The sequence below is a fragment of the Erwinia sp. HDF1-3R genome (assembly GCF_039621855.1).
In the GTDB taxonomy this organism is placed as follows: domain Bacteria; phylum Pseudomonadota; class Gammaproteobacteria; order Enterobacterales; family Enterobacteriaceae; genus Erwinia.
In genome coordinates this window covers 3,309,617-3,335,730 of the sequence record NZ_CP155071.1, presented here as the reverse complement: position 1 = coordinate 3,335,730, position 26,114 = coordinate 3,309,617, and the positions used below count along the sequence as shown (strand labels likewise).

General features: G+C 60.7%; 5 protein-coding genes. 2 read left to right on the top strand and 3 right to left on the bottom strand.

Going from position 1 to position 26,114, the window contains the following annotated elements; genetic code table 11:
* Nucleotide 1: 1 nt before the first annotated feature.
* Nucleotides 2–2,662, bottom strand: coding sequence for a phosphotransferase RcsD (gene rcsD / locus AAGR22_RS15145; RefSeq protein ID WP_345828306.1), 2,661 nt, complete (start codon nt 2,660–2,662; stop codon nt 2–4).
* A gap of 20 nt (nt 2,663–2,682) precedes the next feature.
* A complete protein-coding gene (locus AAGR22_RS15140) occupies nt 2,683–3,837 on the bottom strand; it encodes an MFS transporter (RefSeq protein ID WP_345828304.1) in 1,155 nt (384 codons plus the stop codon).
* 611 nt (nt 3,838–4,448) lie between these two features.
* Here AAGR22_RS15140 and AAGR22_RS15135 point away from each other — a divergent pair.
* The gene (locus tag AAGR22_RS15135) at nt 4,449–22,730 is read left to right on the top strand and encodes an Ig-like domain-containing protein (protein ID WP_345828303.1); all 18,282 of its coding nucleotides are present in this window, start codon (nt 4,449–4,451) and stop codon (nt 22,728–22,730) included.
* A 374-nt stretch (nt 22,731–23,104) separates the two neighbouring features.
* Here the strand turns inward: AAGR22_RS15135 and AAGR22_RS15130 are convergent, their stop codons facing one another.
* Complete coding sequence (locus AAGR22_RS15130) at nt 23,105–23,266, bottom strand: hypothetical protein (RefSeq protein ID WP_156484984.1); 162 nt, start codon at nt 23,264–23,266, stop codon at nt 23,105–23,107.
* Nucleotides 23,267–23,278: 12 nt separating this feature from the next.
* Here AAGR22_RS15130 and AAGR22_RS15125 point away from each other — a divergent pair, with 12 nt between their 5' ends.
* Complete coding sequence (locus tag AAGR22_RS15125; RefSeq protein WP_345828302.1) at nt 23,279–25,747, top strand: Ig-like domain-containing protein; 2,469 nt, start codon at nt 23,279–23,281, stop codon at nt 25,745–25,747.
* The last annotated feature ends 367 nt before the right edge of the window (nt 25,748–26,114 follow it).

Genomic DNA, 26,114 nt, shown 5'->3' with positions numbered 1-26,114 from the left:
TTTATTGGTTACCTTGCTGCAGCAGATGGTTGACGTAAAGGTCAATCTCACTGGTGGTATTTTTAATGTTTGAATCGTCACACTCTTTAATGTGCAGTTCTAACGTTTCACAAAGCTCCTTGCCCGGTGTTAAATTGAGCATGGCAAACACGCCCTTGAGGCGATGCGCAGTCTGAGCAAGTGAACTCAAGTTCCTTTCCGCTGCCTCATTATACAATCTCTTGACATCATCTGGTACTGTATCAACAAAGAGCTGGAAATATCCTGGTGCAAAAAGCTGCACATCCTCCTGCCGATCGTTCTGGTCGGGGTCAGTGTCGTCCTGGGCCAGCTGAAGTTCAATAAGCTGAAGCAGCGCATCCTGCATCGCGCTGCTGATATTGAAGTTCACCCTGAACTTGTCTTTCGACAGTGCACTGTAGCCCGCTTCATCATCCGTGAGTAATAGCGACCACGGCGTCAGGCGCGCCGGATCGTCGGTTACCAGCACATCATGATCCTGACCGGAAAAACGTTCGTCAGGCGTGATGCAGCTGGCGCCCCAGTTTTCTAACTGATGGACGACAATTTTTCGGATATCGTCCACGGTAATATCAATAAGCGCGGTCACGCCCTCCAGCAGCTTCTCCTCCTGCGCCTGTAAATTCTCCTGTGGCGCGTGGACCTGAATGCTGTATCGCGTGCCGATATCTGGACGCGCAACAATCTCCAGGTGTCCCCCCAGCTGCTTGCAGAGCTGCTTGCAAAGGAAGAAGGCCAGCCCGGATGCCTGACCAAAGCGATCCTGCGTAGTTTCGCCGAGGAAAGGGAAGTCGGTATTGCCCATCTCATCCACGGTCAGACCCGATCCGGTATCGACCATTTCAATCGACAGGCGGTCAGGGCGATCGGCCGGAGAGGTCACTTCAATACTGATGCGTCCCCAGGTGGTACTGGTGATGGCGTAATGTAGCAGGGTTGAAAGGATTTTATACAGCGCCCGACGGTCGCCAAAGCGATTCTCATCAAGATTCAGACGATTACCTACTACCAGCGCCAGCCCCTTACGGCGCAGGGAGGGGAGGGCTTCTGACACCAGCTCATCGAGCAGGCTTTGCAGATTAAAGGCGCCCGCGTCCGGTGCCCAGTCGAGCGTTTCCAGACGATTAAGCAGCACGATATCATCCACCAGCCGACTCAGGGCCTGCGCCGACTCCAGCGCATCGCTAAGCTCATCGCTGGCGTGTGCCTCACCCGTAACCTGTAAACGCGTAATGACGTCCGCCAGCGGGCGGTTCAGCGCGTGGCCGAGATTTTGCAGTAGCTGCTGGCGGGTCTGATGATTCTTATCCAGTACCTGCTGGGCTTTTTGCAGCTTTTTATTGACCAGCAGTTCGCGATCCTGATCGCGCATCATAAACAGCTGGGTATTGGGTGAAAGCTGGCTGCGGGCATGGCGGATCTCATAGACCTCATTGTTGACGGTCGCCTGCAACACGCCCTGATGCTGGTCGGACATATTGATGATTTTTTGCAGGTTCAGATGCGGCAGCAGATGCTCAGCAATTTTATTGCTGATGATGGTGCGGTTATTGGCAAAATCGTAGACCAGCAGCCCCACCGGCAGGCTCCCGACAATCTCCTCGTTCAGCACCCGCAGCGAGTCCAGTTCGGCGCTCTGATTCTCACTCGGGCGCAGCGACTGCTTACGCAGCATAAACAGGCCGATAAACGACAAAATCAGCATGGCAAAGCTGGCCAGCAGCGGCCACATCAGGTTGTGCAGCGTATCCACCAGCAGGCCGGTAAGGGGCACCCGATAAACTAACTCCAGCGGCGTACTGGGGAGCGAGGCGGAGATTTCCACATTGGGGTTAGCCAGGGTTATCCGGGTACTCTGCGTCACGTCCCCGGCATCGCTAATTTCACTGCTTCCCGCCGCATCCTGCTTAAGCTGGAAGTTCTCCAGCGGCATATTCATCGGCACCAGGTCGTTAATCGGCAGATCGAAGGCCACCACGGTTGCCAGATGGCCCGGCTGGTTGAAGGTGGTTCGCACCGTAAAGTAGTGATCGTTCTGCCAGGCCAGACGACGCAGGGAGGAGAAACTTTCCCGCTCATCCAGCGCATTAGCCTGCTGGAGCATCTCCGCGCGCCGCGCATCGACAATATTGCTGATGGCGCTCTCTTTGTAGCGCGTTGCCATATCTTTAAGCGGCAGGGTAGAGATAAGGATCAGGCTGTTGTCCTGACCGTTAAGAAAGTACATCGACCAGGTGCTGTTTTCGGCGCCCCACAGGGTATCGAGATAGTTAGACATACGCTGCGTCATATCCAGCGTGCTGCTGTCGTGCGAGCCAAAGATTAACGCCTCGGTTTTACGCCGCGTTTTTTCAAGATAGTAGACGTCCGGGCGCAGCCGCGTCTCCTGCAGGCTGTTAGGCGGTGTTCCCGCCGCGCTGGCCGCCAGGTTCTCATAAATCTGCCAGGTGGCGAAGCGATAGGTATCTACGCGCTTTTGCATCGCGTGGGCGATATCCGTCATGGCATAGCGTTTATCCGTAAGCCAGCAGCTCACCGCGCTATGGATCATAAACCCGATGCCCAGCAGCAGGACCAGTATAAACACCACGAAGAAGCGCGTGACGTTACCTGAAGTTAGGGGAAATTTGTATGGCAGCATAGCGTAGCGTGAGATCTCAGTTAACGTGTTATCAGCCGGGCGCTGGCGGCGACGATGAGCAGCAGAACGGCAATCACACTAAAAGCCGCTGCCAGACCATATCCTTGCGAAATAAACCCTATCAGCGCCGGACCTGCCAGAATACCCGCATAACCAATAGTTGTCATTGACGAAATCGCCAGGTTAACCGGCATGACGCGTTGATTTCCTGCGGCACTGAACATAATCGGTACGGCGTTTGATGCGCCTAATCCCACCAGCACGAAACCGACGAGCGTCATGGTCGCACTGGGGATGAATACTGCCAGCAGCAAACCGCCTGCCGCGCACAGGGTGCCACAGCACAGCGTCGCCGTACGCCCGCAGAGACGAACGATACGGTCTCCCGTTAGCCTGCCCAGCGTCATGGCAACCGAGAACAGCGCGTAGCCCAGGCCGGCATGAGAATGCGGCAGGCCGCGCAGCTGGGTCAGAAACAGCGCGCCCCAGTCGAGAATCGACCCTTCGGTCAGAAACAGAATAAAGCAAAGTATCCCCAGAAACAGCACCCAGCCCTGGGGGAGCACGAACAGCGGCGCGCCCTGCTGATGAAGGCGCTGGCTGAGCAGGTGACGCTGGCACAGGGCGAAGAGAGCGATAAGCACGACGGCAATCAGTGCGACGGCCTGAACCGGCGAAAGCCCCAGCGCCAGGGCGGCGCTCACGCTACCGGCGCCCACAATGCCCCCCACGCTGAAAAAGCCGTGAAAGCCGGACATCATGGCGCGGCCGGAGGCTTTTTCCACTTCAACGGCCTGGATATTCATTGCCACATCAACCAGCCCGATAGCAGCGCCAAAAATCATTAGCGACAGCGAGAGCAGCAGGGGGGTGTCCAGCGTTGCCAGCAGCGGCAGCGCCAGCAATATAAACGCGCTGCCCAGCGCGATGATGCTGCGGCAGCCAAAACGGCCCACCAGCATGCCGGTCAGGGGCATCGCGATAAGCGAACCCAGCCCCAAAAACAGCAGAAGCGTTCCCAGGGCGCCGTCCGTGAGCTGCGCGCGATCTTTGGCATACGGCACCAGCGGTGCCCAGGCGGCCATGCCCATACCTGCAATAAAAAATACGGTACGCGTCGCCTGCCGGGTGGCACCCGCGCTGGCGCTGGCCTTTCGGACATCCCTGATGGTCATTGTTGTTTATCCGCCTGTTGCGAAGAGCGCTACTTTTTATCACATCCCGCCTTGTGAATGAAGAAAAGGCGACGGGGCAGCACGGGTATCGCCCGGACTGGCTAAATAGTGCGCATTTGCCTTAGGGCCAGCCTGTGCCGTCTATCACATTACCTTATAAATTATTTGGTGGATCGACGCGTCTCCCTCCCCGGTGGGCAGGAAAAAAAGCCAAACAGCGCCGTGAATTTATTCATTTAAGCGAAATTTTTCCCTAAGACAAATCAGATGATTACCGTAAATTTGTGGAAATAATGAGCGCATTTAGTTCCGAAATAAAACCGCAGGCTATGCTTTTCAATCAGTTTTTCTTATTATTTCGATAGATTTTTATCACGTTAGCTGGGCATATTCTTTCTTACTATCTGAAATGAAAAATTATAAATATTAAGACTACCTGTCCCATTTTACCGCGTTTTGCTGTTAATGATCTGCCAAAGATCGCTTGTATCCCAGGTGAAGACCGGTCTGATTTTCAGACTGGTGAAACTTTATGTTGCGATTAATGTGAAGATTTTCTTCATGTTTTTATTCGTAAACTTTAAAACTACATCTGGTGTATATGAGGTCTTATGGCTCTAATTAATGATGGCAGCGCTGAAATTCTTTCTCGCGACGACGGTAAACTCCTTTCACAAGCCACTGCGGGAACCTCGCATACCGTTCCGCTGAATCAACCGAGCGTGGTGAAGATTCACGGCACCCGAGCCATGGTTAACCAGTTTGACCGTCAGGGTAATGACCTGGTACTGCATATGCACGACGGTAGCGTGGTGCGCTATCAAAAATTCTTCCTGGATGACGTCGACGGTGACCACAGCGAGCTGGTCTTCGACGATGGGGTTAATCCCGCAGAGCATGCGCTTTTTCCAGTCACCAGCGAGCTGGGCGATCTCCAGACGGCGGTAGCGATGACGCCGCAGTACGAATCGCTGGGGTCGCTCGATACCTTATCCCTGGCCGATACCGGCGCAACCACCGGCGTGATGACCGCCGCCGGTATTGGCGCGCTGGGTCTGGCGGGGCTGGGCGTAGGTGCGCTGGCCAGCCGTGGTGGTAAAGGCGGCGGGGGCAACAGCGGCACGACGGGAGGGGGAACCGATGGCACCACACCGGGTGGAACGGATGGCACCACCCCTGGCGACGGCACGACGACGCCAGGCGGGGGCACCACCCCGATCACGCCCACCCTGACGATTGACCCTTTTACCGGCGATGCAATCCTCAGCCCGAGCGAAAAAACCAGCGTTCAGACCGTGACGGGCAGTACCACTAATGCCGAAGCCGGTAGCCTTGTCACCCTGGTACTCAATGGTAAAACCTACACCGCCAGCGTGGATGCTGAAGGGCACTGGAGTATCTCACTGCCGACAGCGGACTTAGCTGCGCTACCTGATGGCGCAAACACCCTTAGCGCCAGCGTCACCAATAACGAAGGTAACAGCGCCAGCGCCAGTGAAAATATCACCGTTGAATCCAGCGCGACCGTACCCGCCGCGCCCGGAATTACTATCGCCACCTTCGCCGGAGACGATGTGCTGGACGGTGCCGAAAAGGAGATGTCACAAACGCTCTCAGGCACCACGACCAACGTTCAGCAGGGACAAACAGTCACGGTCACCCTTGGCGGCCAGACCTATACCACAACCGTGGGCGCGGACGGCAGCTGGAGCCTCTCCGTGCCTTCCGCCGCCCTTGAGGCATTAGCCGATGGCTCTGAAACTATTGGTGCCAGCGTCACTAACGCCGCAGGCGTGACGGCGAGTGCCAGCCACGACTTTACCGTTCTCTCATCCTCCCTGGCCAGCATCAGCATTGACGTCGTGAGCGAGGATGGCTACCTCAGCGCCGCGGAGGCGCAGGCGCCTCTGGTTGTGACTGGTACGTCAACCGGGCTGGCGGCGGGCACGGTGATAAATGTCACCGTCGATCCCCAGCCAGCGAATACGTTTCTGAGGATCCTGTTGGTCGCGAACCCGGTGGATTCCCGGACCTATAGTGCAACCATTAACGCTGACGGAACCTGGAGCGTTACCCTTCCTCCCGAGCACCTGCAGCAGTTTTCAGTCGGTATACACCTGTTTAATGCCTCCGCAATGGCGGCAGACGGGACAATGGTACAAAACAGCACCCCCGCCACGCTTGATGTCAGAAACGTCATGCCGGATGCCACCCCGGAACAGCCCTTCGGCGATGACGTGCTGAACGCCAGTGAGGCGAGTGCCGGACAGACGATCACGGGCAACACCGGCGTAGCCGCGTCCGGCCAGACGGTCACCCTGACCCTGGGGGGCGTGAGCTATACCGGTACGGTCAACAGCGACGGCAGCTGGAGCCTTTCGCTGCCCGCCGACGCTCTGCAAAATCTGCCGCAGGGCAGGAATGAATTTACCGTGCTGGTCACCGACCCGGCGGGCAACAGCGCCACCACAATCACCCCATTTGACGTGATGACCGTGCCGCCGGTGCTCAGCGTCACGCTGCCCGACGGCCCGCTGAATCAGAGTGAGGTGACGCAGCCGCTGACCATCAGCGGCTCCAGCCCGGGCAGTGACACCGTGACCGTCACGCTGAACGGATTGACCTATACCGCCGCCGTCAATGCGGACGGCAGCTTCAGCGTCAATATACCCGCCTCCGACCTGCAACAGATCGCCGACGGGGATGCGACAATCGGTATTACGGCAACTGACCTGGCAGGTAACGCCACCGCGCAAACCGGCACGATTTCGATTGATACCCTCCCGCCTACGGTCTCCGTCGATACCATCTCCGGCGATGGTTACGTCAACGCCGGAGAGTTAGCCCTGCCGCTGCAAATCAGCGGCGTCACCGAGCCGGGAAGCCAGGTGCTGGTGCGGCTTGACGGTCTTGATTTGACCGCAACCGTTAATGCGCAGACCGGTGCCTGGTCCGTCACGCTGAGTGATACGGACAAGGCCGCGATCGCCGATGGCACCTATACCGTCACGGTGATCGCCACCGATCCGGCCGGCAACAGCAGTACAACTTACACCGACGTCACCTTTGCTACCCAGTTCGGCAATCTGCCTGCGCTGACCCTCAATCCGCTGACCGGCGATGGCGTGCTGGATGGTGCGGAGGTGGCGGTTAATCAGGAGCTGACCGGTACAGCCAGCCACGTTCAGGCTGGACAGCAGATTACGCTGGTGCTGGCCGGCGGGGATACCTTTACCGGCACGGTACAGGCCGGGGGCGGGTGGAGCATTACCCTGCCGTCTACGGTGCTGAGCGCCCTGGCGGAAGGAACCCAAAGCTTCACCGTCAGCGTCAGCGACGTGGCGGGTAACGGCACGACCGCCAGCGGGAGTTTTGTTGTGGCGACGGACAGCAGCGTCGCCACGCTGGCGTTCGCGCCGGTCAGCGGTGACAACGCGCTGAATGCGACCGAAGCGCAGTCCGATCTGGTGGTCAGCGGCAGCAGCACTGGCCTGGCGGAGGGAACCGCCCTGACGGTGACCTTCAACGGCGTGGATTATGCCACGACGGTTGCCGCCGGTGGCGGCTGGAGTGCGACGCTTCCCGCCTCCGCGCTGGATAGCCTGGCGAACGGCACCTACACGCTGGTGGTCACGGGTGTGGATGCGGGCAATAACCCGGTGACCAGCGAAAGCGATCTGCTGGTTCGCACGCAAATCAGCAATAATATCGAGATCGTAGCGCCCTTCGGCGACGGCATTCTGAACGCCAGCGAGGCGGCCGTGCCGCAGACCCTCACCGGTAACTCCGGGGTGGCCTGGCCGGACCAGGCGGTGAGCGTGACGATAGGCGGCATCAGCTATCCTGCCACTGTTAACGCGAGCACCGGCGCCTGGAGCCTGACGCTGACGCCGGACGTGTTGCAGGCGCTGGCGGAGGGCAGCCAGGAGATTACCGTCACGGTAACGGACTCGCTGGGCAACAGTCTCTCGTCCGTCACGCCGCTGACCGTGGACACTACGCCGCCTGCGCTGGCCATCACCGCCGTGGGTGACAATAGCGTTATCAACGGTGAAACCCATAACCTGCCGCTAACCGTAAGCGGCACGGCGGAGGCGGGCAGTACCCTGGTTGTTGAGCTGGATGGCGTAAGCTACCGCACGGTGGCGGATGGCAACGGGCAGTGGAGCGTGGATATCGCCGCCTCAACCCTGCAAACGCTGCCGGACGGTAAGTATGATATCAGCGTTACCGCGACGGACGCGGGCGGCAACATTGCCACCGCCCTGGCCCCCATCGCCGTCGATACCGTCCCGCCGGCCGTAACGCTGGCGGTCATATCCGGTGATGGCTACCTTAATGCGGCCGAGCATGCCGACGATCTGCTGCTGAACGGTACGGCAGAGGTCGGTTCCACCGTGGTGGTAAGCCTGAACGGCGTCAGCTATGAGGCCACCACTGACGGCAGCGGCAACTGGACCCTGACCGTCCCGGCTGCCGCCGTCAGCGTGCTGGCCGATGGTCGCTACGACATCACCGCGCAGGCTACCGACGCGGCCGGTAACGTTGCCACCGCCACGCAGCCGCTGGCGGTCGTGGCCGAGGCTGCTGACCTGCCGACCATCAGCGTATCCGCATTTACCGGCGATAACGTGCTGGACGGTGCGGAACAGGGGCTGTCACAGCCGATGACCGGTGCCACCACCCATGTACAGGAGGGGCAGCAGGTCAGGGTAACCATGAACGGCGACCAGTATACCGGCACCGTGCAGGCCGACGGCAGCTGGAGCGTGCTGATCCCGGCCAGCGCCTTTGTTCAGCTGGCAAACGGTGCGCAAAACTATACCGTCGACGTAACCGACATCGCCGGTAATCCGGCGAGCACCAGCGGCAGCTACAGCGTGGATAACACCTTCAGCGCCGTGGCGATTGGGGTGATCAGCGACGATAACATGCTGAACGCCGTTGAGGCGCAGAGCGATCTGGTCATTAGCGGCAGCAGCCGCTTTGTCTCGACGGGCGCACGGATCCTGGTGCGCTTTAACAGCGTTAACTACACCACCCTGACCGAGAGCGATGGCAGCTGGAGCGTCACCGTACCTGCGAGCGCACTGACGGGCCTGCCTAATGGCAACCTGACGGTCACGGCGACCACCACCGACATCAACGGCAATGAAATCACCACCACCCATAACCTGAACTCCAGCGTTAATCCTGACTTTACCCTCACGCTTGATACACCATTTGCTGACGGATCACTTAATGCCGCAGAGGCGGGTATCGATCAAACGCTGACCGGCACCACCGGCGTAACGGGCATTGGGCAGGCGGTAAGCCTGGTGGTCGGCGGCATCACCTATAACGGCACCGTCGATGCTAACGGTAACTGGTCCGTCTCGCTGCCTGGGGTGGCACTGCAAACGCTACCGGAGGGCAGCACGGCCCTGAGCGTGACCGCGACCGATTCCGCAGGCAACACCACCACGCTAACCAGCAGCTTTATCGTGGATACCATCCCACCAGTGCTGACGGTAGCGGCCATCTCTGAAGATTATCAGCTCAACCTCGCTGAACAGGGCCAGCCGCTCGCCATCAGCGGCACTGGCGAGCAGGGGGATACCATCAGCCTGACGCTGAACGGTGAGACCCTGACCGGAACGGTCTCCGCCACCGGCAGCTGGGATATTACCGTTTCACCTGCCGCGCTGCTGGCGCTGGCCGACGGCAGCTATGACGTAGTCGTGACCTCAACCGACGCGGCGGGTAACGCCACTACGCTGATCCGTACCCTGGTAGTCGATTTGACGCCGCCGGTGGTCACGATTAATGCCGCCTCGGAAGATGGCTATCTGAATGCGGCAGAAGGCACGCAGCCGCTGGTGGTCAACGGCACGGGCGAAGCGGGTAACACCATCAGCGTTGAGCTGAACAATGTGGCGTATTCCGCAGTGGTTGCCCCTAACGGGCAGTGGGCGCTGACCATTCCTGGCGAGGTGGTGAACGCGCTGAACGACGGCAGCTATACGCTGAACGTCACCGCCAGCGATGCGGCAGGCAATACCACCCTGACCAGCACGCCGCTGGTGGTCGATAAGTCTGCGCCATCCATCTTCATCTCTGACGTCACCGCAAATAACGTCATTGACAGTGCCGAGCAGCAGGTTGATCAGATCCTGACCGGTACCGCAACTAACGTCGAGGCGGGACAAACCCTGACCCTGACCCTTAACGGGCAGGATTACACCACCACTATTGAAACCGGCGGCGGCTGGCAGGTTACCCTCCCGGCGGCAGCGCTGGCGTTGCTGGCTAACGGTCAGCAAACCCTTAGCGCCACGGTGACCGATCTGGCTGGCAATACCGGTCTGAGCGAGAAAACCTTTAGCGTCGATAACACACTCAGCAGCATCGCCTTTGAGCCGCTGAGTGGCGATGGCTACCTCAACGCCGTTGAGGCAGAGTCCGCGCTGACGGTAAACGGAGTGACGGCTAACGTCGCGGGCGGCAGCACGGTGACCTTCACCCTGGGTGGGGTCAGCTACACCAGCGCCGTCAATGCGGATGGCAGCTGGTCGGTGACGGTGCCTGCGGCGGATCTGGCCGGACTGGCTGACGGACCGCAAACGGCCATCGCCAGCGTGACCGCCAGCAGCGGTATCACCTATACCTCGCAGGATACGCTGGACGTTTATATCACCCGCGTGCCAAGCCCGACGCTGCAAACGCCGTTTACCGACGGCACGCTGACCCATAACGAAGCCGATATTATTCAGACCCTGAACGGCACCACGGGTGAGCTGGGCAACGGGCAGACGGTTAGCGTGAATCTTGGCGGAACGGATTATGCGGCAACGGTCAACAGTTCCGGCGTCTGGACGCTGGCGCTGGATCCGCAGATCCTCCAGGCCCTGCCGCAGGGGCAAACTACCCTGGTGGTAACCGTGACCGACGTGGCGGGCAACACCGCGGCGCTTCCACCGGCGGCGGTGATCATTGCTACCACGCTACCGGCGGTCACTCTCGATCCACTGGCTGGCGGAGATGGCATTATTAATGCCGCTGAACAGGCCAGCCCGCTGGATATCAGCGGGACAGGCAGCGTGGGCGATACGGTTAACGTACTGCTGAACGGACAGCAATATACAACGGTAGTAGAAGACACCGGCCGCTGGGCGGTCACCGTTCCGGCAGCTGACCTGGCGCTGCTGGATGATGGCCCTTACGGCGTGCAGGTGACCGTAAGCGACGCCTTCGGCAATACCACGTCGCAAACTCTGCCGCTGGCCGTCGACACCTCAGCCCCGGCCTTTACGCTCGATCCCGTTACCGGTGACAACATTATTGACCAGGCGGAGCAGGGGCAGCCGCTGGATATTACCGGGACCGGCAGTGCTGGTGATACCGTCGCGGTGACGCTGGCAGGCGACACCTTCACCACCACGGTAGGCAGCAACGGGCTGTGGGCCGTGAATGTGCCTGCCGCCACGCTGGCTAACCTCACCGAAGGCGACAACACCCTGACCGTTGCGGTGACCTCAGTAGCCGGTAATGCCGCCACGCAGGATACCACCCTGCTGCTGGATACCACGGTGGATATTACCCTGATCGTTAACACCGTGGCGGGCGATGACGTTATTAACGCGGCCGAAGCCGCGCAGGGGATTACCGTCACCGGCAGCGTGCCGGATGAGACTACGGCGGTCACCCTGACCTTTAACGGCGTCAACTATACCGCCGCGGTCGGTGCAAACGGCCTGTGGACGGCGGCGATCCCCGCCAGCGCCCTGGTCGGACTGACCGACGGCGACTACGCCCTCACGGCCACCGCCACCGCGGCTAATGGCGGCTCGGTAACCGTGCCGCATGCTATTGCGCTGGACACCACGCCACCGACCTTTACCCTGGCGCCGCTGGCGGGGGATGGCGTAATTAATGCCACCGAACAGGGCCAGCCGCTGGTCGTCAGCGGCACGGGTGAGGTGGGCGATAGCGTGCGCGTCACCCTCAATGAGGCGGTCTATACCACCACGGTCAACGCTGACGGCAGCTGGTCGCTGCCGGTTCCTGAGGCGCAGGTGGCAGGTCTGACCAACGGCTTATATACGGTTGACGTGACGGTGAACGATGCCGCGGGGAATATCACCACGCAAAGCACTCCGCTGATTGTGGATCTGACGCCGCCGCTGCTGACTATTGATCCGGTGGCAGGCGATGGCCTGCTGAATGCGGAAGAGCAGACGCTGCCGCTTACCGTCAGCGGCATGGGCGAGCAGAACGCCACCATTACCGTGACCCTGGAAGGAACAGATTACACCACCACGGTGGGCGCCAACGGCCAGTGGGCGCTGGCGATCCCGGCGGCCGACCTGGCCGGGCTGACCAACGGCAATTATCAGCTGACGGTGGTGGCGACCAGCGCAGTGGGCAACGTGACCACCGGGGAAGCGCCGTTAACGGTGATAGCCGATGCCGCCACGCTGCCGACACTTTCGCTGGATGAATTCGCCGGTAACAATATTCTTGATGGCGCGGAACAGCAGGTGGATCAGCTTATTACCGGCACCACCACCTTTGTGCAGGAGGGCCAGTCCGTCACCGTCACTTTCAATGATGTCAACTACAGCGGCCTGGTGCAGGCCAGCGGTGCATGGAGCGTGCTCATCCCCGCCGCCGCACTGGCGGATCTACAAAATGGCAGCCAGACCTACAGCGTAACGGTGGGGGATATTGCAGGCAACGTCGTGACCGCAGTGGGTAATTACGCCGTGAATACTGCCCTCAGCGCGGTAGCGATCGAGCCGGTAAGCGGCGATGGCTATCTGAACGCCGCAGAGGCGCAGGGCGATCTGACCATCTTCGGTGCCACCAGCAACGTCCCGGCGGGCAGTACGCTCACGGTGACCCTGAACGGCACGGACTACCAGACTGAGGTGGCGGCAAACGGCAGCTGGCAGGTAGTGGTGCCCTCCGCCGTGCTGCTCGCACTGCCGGACGGGGCGCTCGCCGTTACCGCCAGCGCAACGGATGCGGCCGGAAATACGGTGACCAGCGATACGACGCTCAACATCGCCATTACCACCGTGCCCACCCTCACCATTGATACGCCATTTACCGATGGCACGCTGAACGCAGAGGAGGCCGCGACGACGCAGACGCTGACCGGCAGCACCGGCGAAACCGGCGATGGCCAGACGGTAAGCGTGGTGATTAACGGCGTGACCCTGACCGGTACGGTGGACGGTAACGGTAACTGGAGCGTCGATCTTCCGGGTAACGTCCTGCAGGAACTGCCCCAGGGTACTACCCCGGCGACGGTCACCGTAAGTGATGTGGCGGGTAACACGGCCACTACCGAACTGACCCTCACCGTCGACACCCTTCCGCCTGCGGTCACCCTCGCGGCCCTGGCCGGTGATAATATTCTTAACGCCGCCGAGCAGGGTAACGATCTGGCGGTCAGCGGGACCAGCGAATCCGGCGCGGCCATTGTGGTCACGCTAAACGGGGTGACCTATACCACCACCGTTACGCCAGCCGGCGAGTGGACGCTGACCATCCCTACGGCGGACCTGGTCGCGCTGGCCGACGGCAGCTATGCCGTCAGCGTGAGTGCGACCAGCGCGGCGGGTAACAGCAGCACCACGGAGACGACGCTGGCGGTGAAAGCGGCGGCAAACGATCTGCCGACGCTGACCATTGATGCCTTTGCGGGCAACGACATCGTGGACGGCGCGGAACAGCAAACCGATCAGTTGTTAAGCGGGACTGCTACTCACGTTGAACCGGGGCAGACGCTGACGGTGAGCCTCAACGGCCAGGTCTACACTACGCAGATTGCAGCCAGCGGCGCATGGAGCGTGGCGATCCCTGCCAGCGCTCTCGCTGCGCTGGACAACGGTACGGCAACGTTTAACGTGGCAGTCAGCGACGTGGCCGGCAATCCGGTTAATGTTACCCATGACGTCACCGTTAACAATCTGGCGGCGGGCATTGCCATCGATCCGCTGAGCGGTGATGGCTATCTGAATGCGGCAGAAGCACAGGATGCGCTGATCGTGAGCGGGGTGACGGAAAACGTCACCGCCGGCAGCACGGTGACCGTCACCTTCAATAACCAGACCTTTACCGGCGAGGTGGGCGCGAATGGGGTGTGGAGCATTATTATTCCGGCCGCCTCGCTGGCGGGGCTGCCTGACGGCGCGGCGGCGCTGACCGCCAGCGTGGTCGATGCGACGGGAGCCACCCTGACCCGCAGCGACACGCTGATTGTGCAGGTTAACGCCCTGCCGCTGGCAACGGCGGACACGCCGTTTGATGACGGCATCCTTAACGGCAGCGAAGCCGCCGTAACGCAAACTTTACATGGCACCACTGGCGTAACGGGCGATGGACAGGTCGTTTCGGTAGTCGTGGGTGACACGGCCTTTACCGGCACGGTTGACAGCAACGGCAACTGGAGCGTTGTGGTGCCTTCCACAGCGCTGCAGGCGCTGCCGCAGGGCGATAACGCACTTCAGGTAACCGTGGCCGATGCAGCGGGCAACAGCAATACGCTGGCGGTGCCGTTCGGCGTGGATACCGTACCTCCTACGCTCACGCTGAATACCCTCGCCGGAGACGGCGTGGTCAATGCCAGCGAAGCGGCTGCCGAAATCACCGTTAGCGGCGGCAGCGCAGGTGCGGAAGCCGGGCAGCTCATTACCGTTTCTCTCAACGGGCAGAATTACACCACAACGGTCGATGACGTTGGCAACTGGAGCCTGCAACTGCCAGCGGGTCTGCTACAGGCATCGCCTGACGGCAGCTATCCGCTGGTGGTCACGCTTAGCGACGCGGCAGGCAACACCGTGAGCGAGACCTCAGATTTGACCCTCTCCACCGCTGCGCTACAGCCGGAGATCGCCAACCCCTTCGTCAATGGCTATGTCAATATCGCCACTTCGCAGAGCGATCAGCTGCTGAGCGGGACGACCGGCGCTGACGGTGCCGGGCAGACGGTGGTAGTGAATATTGCCGGGACCGACTATGCGGCGAACGTGGATAACGCGGGCAACTGGACGCTCCCCGTCAGCGCCGCGACCTTGCAGGCGCTGGGCGAGGGCATTCAGCTGATTACCGTTACCGCGACGGACGCGCAGGGCAATACCGGCGTGGCGGACAGCTCGATCACCGTTGACCTGATTGCCCCGGCGCTGAATGTTAACGCCATCGCGGGCGACAACATTATCAATGCGGCAGAAATGGTGCAGCCGATATCCATAGGCGGTACGGCCTCGGTGAGCGAGGCGGGCCAGCAGGTTTCGATTTCCTTTAACGGCCAGACCTACCAGCAGGCGGTGCAGGGCGATGGGAGCTGGCTGCTGGATCTGCCCTCAGGCGTTACCCTGGGGCTGGCCGATGGCAGCTATCCGGTGATCGTTACGCTCACTGACCTGGCCGGAAACGTCACCACCCAGACGCTGAACGTCACCGTGGACGCCGCGACTGCCGATCTGCCGACTCTGACCGTCGGTACGGTATCCGGCGATGACTATATCAATCAGGCGGAGGCGGGCCAGGATCTCACTCTCTCCGGTACCACCACCAATGTGCCGGAAGGACAGACGGTTACGCTGACCCTGAATGCGGTGACCTACACGGCGACGGTACAGGCCGATGGCACATGGACCACCGTCGTCCCGGCCGCCGCAGTCGGCGCGCTGGCGGATGGCGCCCAAACGCTGAGCGCGTCGGTCAGCGATATCGCCGGGAACGTCGCCAGCGCCACGCATGATGTGACGGTGATTGCCCAGGCGGCGGATTTACCGACCCTCACGATCAATCCGGTCACCAGCGATGACACGGTGAACTATCAGGAAGCACAGAGCGATGTGACCCTCACCGGAATCAGCCAGCATATTCCTGCCGGTGACACGGTGACTGTGACGATGAACGGTAAGACCTATACCGGCACGGTTGACGCGGACGGGGCCTGGAGCGCAACCGTACCGGCTGCGGACGTGCAGGCGCTTGGTCAGGGAGGCAACAGCGTCACCGCCAGCGGCAGCGACGTGGCGGGCAATATCGCCACCTCGACCGAAAACTTTACGGTCAACACCACGCCGCCGTTACTGGATGCGCGGCTTGATGCGGGCACCGACGGCGTGCTGAACCTGGCGGAAGCCGTGGCGGGGCTGCCGGTCAGCGGCACCACCGGCGCGGGCCTGACGGTCAGCGTCACCCTCAATGATAAACTCTACAGTGCCACCTCAGACGCCGATGGCAACTGGAACCTGACCATTCCGGGCAGCGATTTGCTACAGCTGGCTGATGGTCAGGCCCAGGTGGGGGTGTCGGTCACCGACACCAGCGGCAACACCACCAGCAACATTCTTGCGCTCGGCGTGGCGGTGAATACCCTGCCGCTGCTGACGTTAGCGACGCCGTTTGTCGATGGCCTGGTGAATGCGGCTGAGGCGGCGACCGATCAGACTCTGAGCGGCGTTGCGACCAATCTGGTCGAGGGCACCGCGGTCACGGTGACGATAGGCACCCTGACCTTTAACGGCACGGTTAATGCCGACGGCAGCTGGAGCGCCACCGTTCCGGCAGATGCGCTGACCGCCCTTGGCGATGGCGCATTCCAGGTGGCGGTGACCAGTGCCGATGCCGCCGGGAATCCGGCGAGCGTCGGGGCCAGCGTTGAACTGCTGGTGAATACGCTGCCTGCTGCCACCATCAACACGCCGTTTATCGACGGCCTGCTAAACGCGGCGGAGGCCGGGGTCGATCAGGCAATAACCGGTACCACGGGTATTGTCGGTAACGGACAGACCGTCACCCTGACCATTGATGACAACAGCATCACGGCCACGGTCGATCAAAGCGGCAACTGGCAGGCAACGCTGACGCCGACCCTGGCGGCTACGCTCGGCAATGGCGACCACACGATCAGTGTGACCGTCACCGACCGGGCAGGCAATGCCAGCACCGATGAACTGGGCTTTAGCGAAATTGTGACCGGACTGCCTGCGCCAACCCTGATTACGCCCTTTACCGATGGCCTGCTCAATGCCACGGAGGCTGCGGCAGGTGGCGCGCTGAACGGCGTAACCGGTATTACCGGCCCACAGACGGTCAGCGTGATCATTAACGGCACCGCCTATCAGGCCGCCGTGGATACCACCACCGGCGACTGGAGTCTGGATCTGCCTGCCAGCGTGCTGGTGACCTTACCGGATGGCAACTGGCCGGTTAGCATCGTGGCAACGGATGCCGTCGGCAACGTCGGCACGGTGAGCGGCGGGCTGGTTGTGGACATCAATGCGCTGCCGGATGTGTCAATCCAGCTGCCGTTTGGCGATGGACAGCTCAACGTGGCCGAAGCGGCCGTGGCGCAGACTCTCAGCGGATCGACCGGCAAAATTGCGGCGGGGCAGAGCGTGACCGTCAGCATTGATGGCGGCACCGCGCTTGCGGCAGACGTCAGCGCCAACGGTGACTGGTCACTGACCCTGACGCCCGCGCAGCTCACCGCGCTGGGCAGCGGTACCCACAGCCTGGCGGTCACCGCCACGGATATCGCGGGTAACACCGATACCGCAGACCTGAACTTCAACGCGCTGCTCAGCCTGCCTGCGCCGGTGATTGATACGCCGTTTGGTGACGGCGTGCTCAATATCAGCGAGGCGGGTGCCGCCATCGTCCTGACCGGCTCCACCGGCGTGGTGGGGGCAAACCAGGGCGCACAGATCCATATTGATGTGGGGGGGCTGGTGTGGAACGGCACGGTGGACGCGGAGGGCAACTGGAGCGTTTCCCTGCCTGCCGGCGCGTTAAACGCCCTGGGTAACGGGACGCATACGCTCGATCTCACCGTCACCGATGGCGCAGGCAATACCAGCACGACCAGCCTTGACTTCACCGCCGCGCTGACTGCGCCCGTACCGACCCTGGACGTGCCTTTTGCCGACAGCTTCCTGAATGCGGCGGAAGTAGCGGCTGGCGCAACCTTAACCGGCACCACCGGGGCAACGGGTGACGGTCAGACGGTGACCGTTACGCTCGGCGGCACCAATTATACCGCCGCAGTTGGCACCGACGGTACCTGGACGCTGGATCTGGCCAGCGACAGCCTCACTGAGCTGGCGGAGGGGAACCAGGCCATTACGGTGCTGGCTACCGATGTGAATGGCAACGCCGCCACGGCAACCGGCAGCTTCGTGGTCGATACCGTCGCGCCCGCCATCACCATTAACCCGTTTACCGGCGACGGTACGCTGGACTATCTGGAAAGCCTGACCACGCAGACCCTGAGCGGCACCACCAGCGGTTCCAGCACCGGCGAAGTGGTCACCGTCACCGTCGGTACGGCAACGGTAAGCGGCTACGTGCAGGCGGACGGCAGCTGGTCGGTCAGCCTGTCTCCGGCGATCCTGGCGCAGCTGGGCACCACCGGTGATACCGGCACCATCGGCGTCACCGTTGCCGATGCGGCGGGAAATACCGGCACGGCGACGGCCAGCGTGGCGGTCGATCTGACCGTGCCAGAGGCACCGCTACTGACGCTGGCGCCGCTCTCGGATGACAACATTATCAACGGCAGCGACGCGGCAACCCTGACCATAAGCGGCACCTACGCCAATCTCCCCTCCACGGGCGGCGAAGTTTCCGTGACCATCAACGGCGTGCAACAGACGGAAACCTCAGCCGTCGTCGATGCGAATGGGACCTGGAGCATCACCGTTCCTAACGATGCCACCAACATTCCTGAAGGGACGCTGACGGTAACGGCCAGCCTGACCACCGATGACGGTACGACCTATAACAGTACCACCAGCGTGCTGGTGGATCGTACGGCACCGACCCTGACCATCAATGCCTTTGCGGGTGACGATGTGCTGAACGTTAGCGAGGCGGCGCTGGGTCAGACCGTTACCGGTACGGCCTCCGCCTCGGAAGCGGGGCGTGCGGTTAACCTCACGCTGAATGGCAAAAACTACAGCGCCGTGGTACAGGCGGACGGCAGCTGGTCGGTCGCGCTGGCCGCAGGCGATTTGCAGGCGCTGGGCCAGGCGGGCAATACGCTGGCCGTCAGCCTGACGGACGCGGCGGGTAATGTTGGCTCGGCCACGCATGACTTCCAGGTCGACACCGCCGCGCCGCTGATCCAGGTGGATGCCCTGTTAGGCACCAACGTGCTGAACGCGGCGGATATTCTGGCGACGCAGGTGGTGACCGGCACCGCCTCAGGTGCCGCTGGCCAGACCATTGGGCTCTATCTGGGCGATAGTTCGCCGCTGGCGACCGCCCTGGTTAACGCCGACGGCACCTTTAGCATCAGCCTGGCACCGGAGGTGCTGAGCAGCCTTAACGACGGCGCGCTGGTATTTGGCCTGCGGGTCAGCGATGCCGCCGGAAACGAGACGGATGCCACCCTGACGGTCAACAAAGTGGTCAATGCCGGGCTGACGCTGGTGGTGGATTCCCTGTTCGGGGACGGCTTCCTTAACGCGGCGGATACGACGGTGGCGCAGACCATTAGTGGCGTAGCCACCGCGGCGGGCATTGGCGCGACGGTATCGCTCACGCTGGGCGGCACCACGGTAACGGCAGATGTGGGTCAGGATGGCCGCTTTGCGCTGGTCGTGCCGCCGAGCCTGCTGGGGCTGCTGAGCGATGGACCGACGACGCTGGATCTGGTGCTCACCGATGCGGCCGGGAACACGCGTACCCTGCCGGAAACCATCACCACCCTGCTGGAAGCGCCGGTGCTGACCCCGCTCACCGGGCTGTTTGGCGGCGATAACCTGCTGAATATCGCGGAAGCCGCGGTGGCGCAGACCGTGACGGGAACGGTCTCCAACGCGGTGGCCGGTTCGGCGGTCACCGTAATGCTCGGCACCAAAGCCTACCAGACCACGGTGGGAACGGACGGCGGCTGGAGCGTCACGATTCCGGTACCGGATCTGAGTTCGCTGGCGGAAGGGACGCAATCCCTGAGCGTCAGGGTCGTTGATCCGGCGGGTAACGCCACCACCAGCGCGGTCGATATAGGCATTTTCACCGCGCAGCCTGCCATCACACTCAGCCCGATATTTGGCGACGGCATCCTCAATATTGCCGATGCGCTGGTTAACCAAACCATCAGCGGCACCGTCAGCAACGCTGCCGCAGGGAGCACCATTATTTTGACCATAGGCAACTCAAGCGTACAGGCGACGGTAGGACAGAACGGGGCGTTCAGCGCCACCGTCACGCCAGCTATTCTGGCTACGCTCACCGACGGTAACCTGACCGTAGGGGCCAGCCTGACCGATGCGGCAGGCAATACCGCCTCCACCACCGCAGGCCTGGCGGTTAAACTCACCGCCCCGACGGTCAGCATTAATACGCTGTTCGGCGACGGCCTGCTGAATCTGGCGGATGCGGCGCTCGGCCAGACGGTGACCGGAACAGTGACCGGAGCCGATGCCGGTTCGCGCGTGGTGGTCACGCTGGCGGGCACACCGTACGTGACCACCACGGCGGCTAACGGTACCTTTAGCCTGGCGCTGACGCCATCCGTGCTACAGGGGCTGGCCGACGGCAACCTGACGGCGGCCGTGAGCGTGACCGACAGCGCGGGTAATACCGCCAATGCGACCGCGGGGGCGGTTGTGGGGGTACACAATCTGCCAACGGTTACGCTGAACACGCTGTTCGGTGACGGCGTACTGAACCTGCTGGAGTCGCTGACCACGCAGACCATCAGCGGCACCGTCAACAACGTTGCCGCCGGATCCACGGTGACCATCAACCTTGGGAACAGTACGGTGACCGCCACGGTTGCGCAGGGCGGGACTTTCACCGCACAGGTGTCGCCGGCGATCCTCAGCACGCTGCTCGACGGTAATCTGACGGTCGGCGTCTCGGTAAGCGATGCGGTGGGTAATATCGCGACCGCCAGCAGCGGCGTGAAGGTAGGGACCCACACTACGCCAGCGCTGACGCTGAACACCATCTTCGGCGATGGCGTACTGAGTGCCGCCGATCTCACCACGGCGCAAACGATCAGCGGCACCGCCAGTAACGTTCCGGCGGGTGCGGCGGTTAGCGTCACGCTAAGTGGCATAACCTATACCACCACGGTAAGCAGTGCCGGGACCTGGACGCTGAACGTACCCAAAGCGGATCTCGCCGCGCTGGCTAACGGGACGCAGACGGTCAATGCCACGGTCAGTGACAGCTATGGCAACACTGCCACCGGCAGCGGTTCGCTGAGCGTGATTGCGCAGACGCCGCCAACGGTGGTGATTGCCAGCATCTTCGGTGATGGCCTGCTGAATGCGACGGACGCACTCAGCGCGCAAACCATCACCGGGACCACCACCAATGCGGAGGGATCTACCCTGACCGTCCGCGTCGGTTCGGCCACGCTGACCACCACGGTGGGTGCCAACGGTGCCTGGAGCGTGACGGTGCCCGTCGCCACGCTGGCTGCACTGCCGGACGGCACCGATACGGTAACGGCTTCGCTGACCAATGCGGCTGGCAATGCGGGCACCGCCAGCTCAAGCGTGCTGGTGGGTATCCATACGCTGCCAACCGTCACGCTGACTAACAGTTCGGTGTTTGGCGGCGATCACTACCTGAACCTCAGTGAGGCGAACGTTGCCGAAACTCTGAGCGGCACCTCGACGAATGCAGTCGGCAGCACCGTGTCAGTCAACGTGGCGGGGAATATCTACACCACCACGGTCGGCGCGGGCGGGGCATGGAGCGTCAGCATACCGTCTGGCGATCTGCGCAACATCGCTGACGGTAGCCAGACGGTCACCGTCACCCTCACTGATGCGGTAGGCAACACCTCCTCGGCCAACGAGAGCTTTACGGCGGTGACGCATAACCTGCCTTATATAGGTGTGAATGCGGTCACCAGCCTGGTTAGCGTACTGATTAACGGGCTGACCATCTCAGGCGGTACGCAAAACCTGGCTCAGGGCACACAGCTGAACGTCACGCTAAACGGCACCACGCTGCAAACCACCACCGATGCACGGGGGCTTTACAGCGTGAAGTTTGCAGGCGGGCTGCTCACGGCTCTCAGCCTCAGCAGCATCGTCACGGTGACGGCGGTGGATGTCGCGGGTAACCCGGCTTCCACCAGCACCACGCTGCTGCTGGGGTCGCTGCTGCCGGTGGCAGCCGCATCGACCAGTGCGGCCACGCTGCTGGCGGTGATGGCGGATGACTCCACCAGCGACACCTCCACTACGCATTCAGCCAGCACAACCAGCGAGGATAGCACCACCGCAGCGGCGCATACCACGGTGGTTCACTCCACGCTGGTGACCGACAGCGATACCAGCAGTACCGATAGCAGCACGGCCACCAGCGCGGCGGCGACGACCGGTAGTGCGGAGGAGAGCACAACGTCCACTACCGCCGCTGCCGACGACAGCAGCTACACCATCGGGGGCGTAGTGATTACCCTGGCGGACGGCACTACCGCTGAGGGCGCCTCGGTAACCGGCAGCAGCGGCGACGACACGGTCACCGTCAGTTCGCTGAACTTCACCCATATCGACGGCGGTGCAGGCACCGATACGCTGGTACTGGGTGGGGAGCATATGACGCTGGATCTGACGTCGCTGGGCATGAAGGTCGAGCATATTGAAATCATCGATCTGGGTAAGGCGGGTAACAATACCGTCAAGCTTAATCTGAGTGAGGCACTGAATATTACCGACAGCCAGACCGACGACCTGCTGATTAAAGGGGTTGAGGGCGATAAGGTCCAGCTGGCTAACGGTGATGGCGGCGTGTGGGCAACGGCAGGCCAGAGAACGGTAGACGGTCAGGTTTATGACATCTATCACAACTCTGCCCTTGACGCGGCCAATACGCTGGGCGACGTGCTGGTGCAGCATGCGCTCCAGGTCGTGGTGGCATAAGCTTAAACGCCCTGCACAAAACGCGGTTTTGTGCAGGGCTTCTTCCCTAAAGAGGAATTAATCAATGAGTTAGCAGGGGTGATCCGTCTCATAAAAAAGGAGGAAAAAAAAGGTGTAAGTTTTATGTAAGTAATATCGAAAATGCTTATCTAATTAAATTTTCAGTCAGGATGAATTTCCAGAATTTAGCCAATGGTAAAGGCGCTTGTTCAGGACTAGCTTGTCTTATGCCAGTGCTGATATAAGCAAAGGTTATGATTTTAACTTACTGACTTTAAGTTAAAAAATAACTTTGCGCCCGGATTCCTTGCTGAGAATGGTACTAAATATTATTTAAATTATCTGTGCTGGCGCTTGCCAGCAGCGGGCCGTTTTTATGCTGATAATTTTAACCATTTTCCCTGTTCAGGATTGATTGTCGATCCCAGAGTACCGGACAACAGCTGGCGCTGAAAAAGTGCCGACTGGCAGTACTGCAGGAAAACACCAGCTACGCTGTCGGTTTCCTGCCAATCAATGATGTCTATATCCGGCACAAAGGGGTCACCATGTCTACTTCAGAACAGAGTCGCGAGAAAAACGCGTCGCCAGCAGAGAGTGCGCAATCCGCACAGCAAAGGTTAGCGACTTCTCCATCAATTTCTGGCACCGATTCCATTACGCCTGATATCGCGCAGGTTAGCGCCAGCGAATCCGTTACGCCGGACACCGCGCCGGTGAGCGCCAGCGAATCCGTTACGCCGGACACCGCGCCGGTGAGCGCCAGCGAATCCGTTACGTCGGACACCGCGTCGGTCAGCGCCAGCGAATCCGTTACGTCGGACACCGCGTCAGTGAGCGCCAGCGAATCTATCACGCCGGTGAGCGCCGGTCATGCCACGCTGTCCGACGCGCAGGCGACGCCAGTCAGCGGGCTAACCCCGGCTAACGCTGCTGCGGCCACAGAGGGTGCGACCGTAGCCAGCGACAAGACGGTGGGGGAGGTGGCTGCCTTCGCCCTGGCCGCGGCTTCCGGACCTACGGTTAAGGTTAACCCCTTTACCGGCGACCGCGTGCTGAGCTCAGAGGAAAAACACTCGGCACAAATCCTGGACGGTACCAGTACCCATCTCGATCCCGGCACGACGCTCACGGTTGGTCTGAACGGTAATACCTGGACCACTACCGTAAACAGCGACGGCAGCTGGCGCGTGGAAATCCCCAGCGAGGTGTTACTGTCCTTACCGGCCGGTCAGGCGGTGTTGAGCGTCAGCTTTGCCAACGCGGTAGGGGGCACCTCGTCTGCCAATCAACGCATAACCGTTGAGGCGTCACTTCCCCCGGAAGCCACGCCAGCGCCTCATCCCACCATTGATACGCCGTTTGGCGACGGCTGGCTGAATTTTGGGGAGTTCCACAGTGACCAGCTACTGACCGGTACCGCCGGTTCCGTCAGTGCGGGTCAGCATGTGGTGCTCACCATCAACGGCACCACCTTCCCGGCCGAGGTCGATAATGCGGGCAACTGGTCGCTACAGGTGCGACTGGACGACATGGATGACCGTTTTAACCCCGGCGAAAACGAGATATCGGTGAAGGCGACGGATATGTGGGGGCAGACGGGCTCCACCACCGCCAGCTTTATGTTCGATATCACGGCCCCTTCGCTGAAAATCGATACCATGGCCGGTGACAATATGATCGACAGCAGCGAAATTAACGACCCGCTGATCGTATCGGGTACAACCGATGCCAGTGAGGCGGGCCGAACCGTCACCCTGATCTTTAACCAGCAGACCTGGACCACCACCGTTGAGGAAGATGGCCGCTGGCACTTTGAATTCGCCCCGGCGGTAATTCAGGCGATTGATGATGGCCACTACGGTATGAAATTTTCGCTATCAGATCAGGCGGGCAACCAAACCACCGCCTACACCAGCCTGGAACTTTACGGCTCCGACGAAACCCTGCCCACGCTTACCGTTGATCCCATTTCACATGACGATGCCCTGAATATCTATGAAGGGCAGTTTGGCATTGAAATCACCGGTACCTCTTCGCATCTGCCGAGCGGTACGGACATCGAGATAACGTTAAATGGCAAGGTTTATGAGGGGCGGGTAGGGGCAGCCGATGGCACATGGATGGCCTATATCAATGGGGACACGCTTGCGGCGCTGCACGATGGCAAATATACGCTGAACTTTTCCACCCTCGATCCTAACGGTAATGGAGCCAGTGCGACGCGTGATGTCTGGCTGATCACGCACTCCTCCAGTGAACCCCACTTTACGGTAAATGACCTGACCAACAGCGACGTCAGTCAACACGATGGGGCGACCTGGGTCACGGTGAACGGTACGGTACAGAGCGAATTCCCCATCATCGGCGCGTCACTGAATGTGGGCGACTACATGCTATATGGCCTGAACTTTGGCGAAAACGGTCAGTGGAGCGCGGAAGTCAACATCAACGATCTTAATACGCACGGGCTCAATACGATGCTTTTTACCGTCGCGGATATCGCCCGTAACTCGTTTGAATCCGTGCACCAGGTGAGTGCCGATATTGACACCAGCACCACCAACAGCGTGACCGCTTATGAAGCGCTGGAGGGTAACGGAGATGAGGTGAATGCCGCCTCCGCCGCGCTGGCGGATCAGGATGAAAAGGGTGGCGAGCCTGTGGCACATAACAGCATCACTGCGCTGCTGTCGACGCTCACCGGCACGCCGGTTACAGCGGTGAGTGGTGCAAAGCATGAGGTCACCAGTGAGCAGCACGCGCTGGCGGGTAAACCGGGGCTGCATGAGGCAGCACCGCTGGCGCACGCTTCGGCAGATGAGGGGGCGAAAGTCGACCTGACCACCGTCCGGCTTACCGGCGATCCCCAGGCGGAAGGGGGGATCTGGGCGACGCCAGCCGACAGGACGCTCGGTGTGCAGGCGGCCGATGCCAGCCATCATGCCCCGCTGGTCTCTGAGAATACGCTGGGCGATCTGCTAAATCAGCACACTTTCCAGGCATACGTGGTGTAAATCGGGTTTTACCCTGCATCGGAGCAGGACATTCCGATGCAGGACGTGTAAAGTTAAGTATATTTTATATTTATGTAAGTTTTTTGTGTGGGCTATTGTAGGAAAAGATGTTGGTTTAAGGGCCGTTTTTAAATCAACGAAAAAGCGCTAAAAAAACGCTATAGCTAAAATAACAGATGGATAGCGTCGGGATTTTTTCATTACACGACGCCACGTTGGCACTAAATTTTGCCCTATTCTCATGTGGATTACTGCGTAATCCTTTGTCACCAGGTACAGATTAGCGCCCTGCCGGGCGTTGGCTTACGTACGTCCGGATAAATATCGCTCCTGCGCTATTTGTCCGGCATCACATTATTTTTTCTAA

Coding starts and splice junctions, on each gene's coding strand:
- rcsD (WP_345828306.1), bottom strand. CDS start 2,662: ATGCTGCCATACAAATTTCCCCTAACTTCAGGTAACGTCACGCGCTTC.
- AAGR22_RS15135 (WP_345828303.1), top strand. CDS start 4,449: ATGGCTCTAATTAATGATGGCAGCGCTGAAATTCTTTCTCGCGACGAC.
- AAGR22_RS15125 (WP_345828302.1), top strand. CDS start 23,279: ATGTCTACTTCAGAACAGAGTCGCGAGAAAAACGCGTCGCCAGCAGAG.
- AAGR22_RS15140 (WP_345828304.1), bottom strand. CDS start 3,837: ATGACCATCAGGGATGTCCGAAAGGCCAGCGCCAGCGCGGGTGCCACC.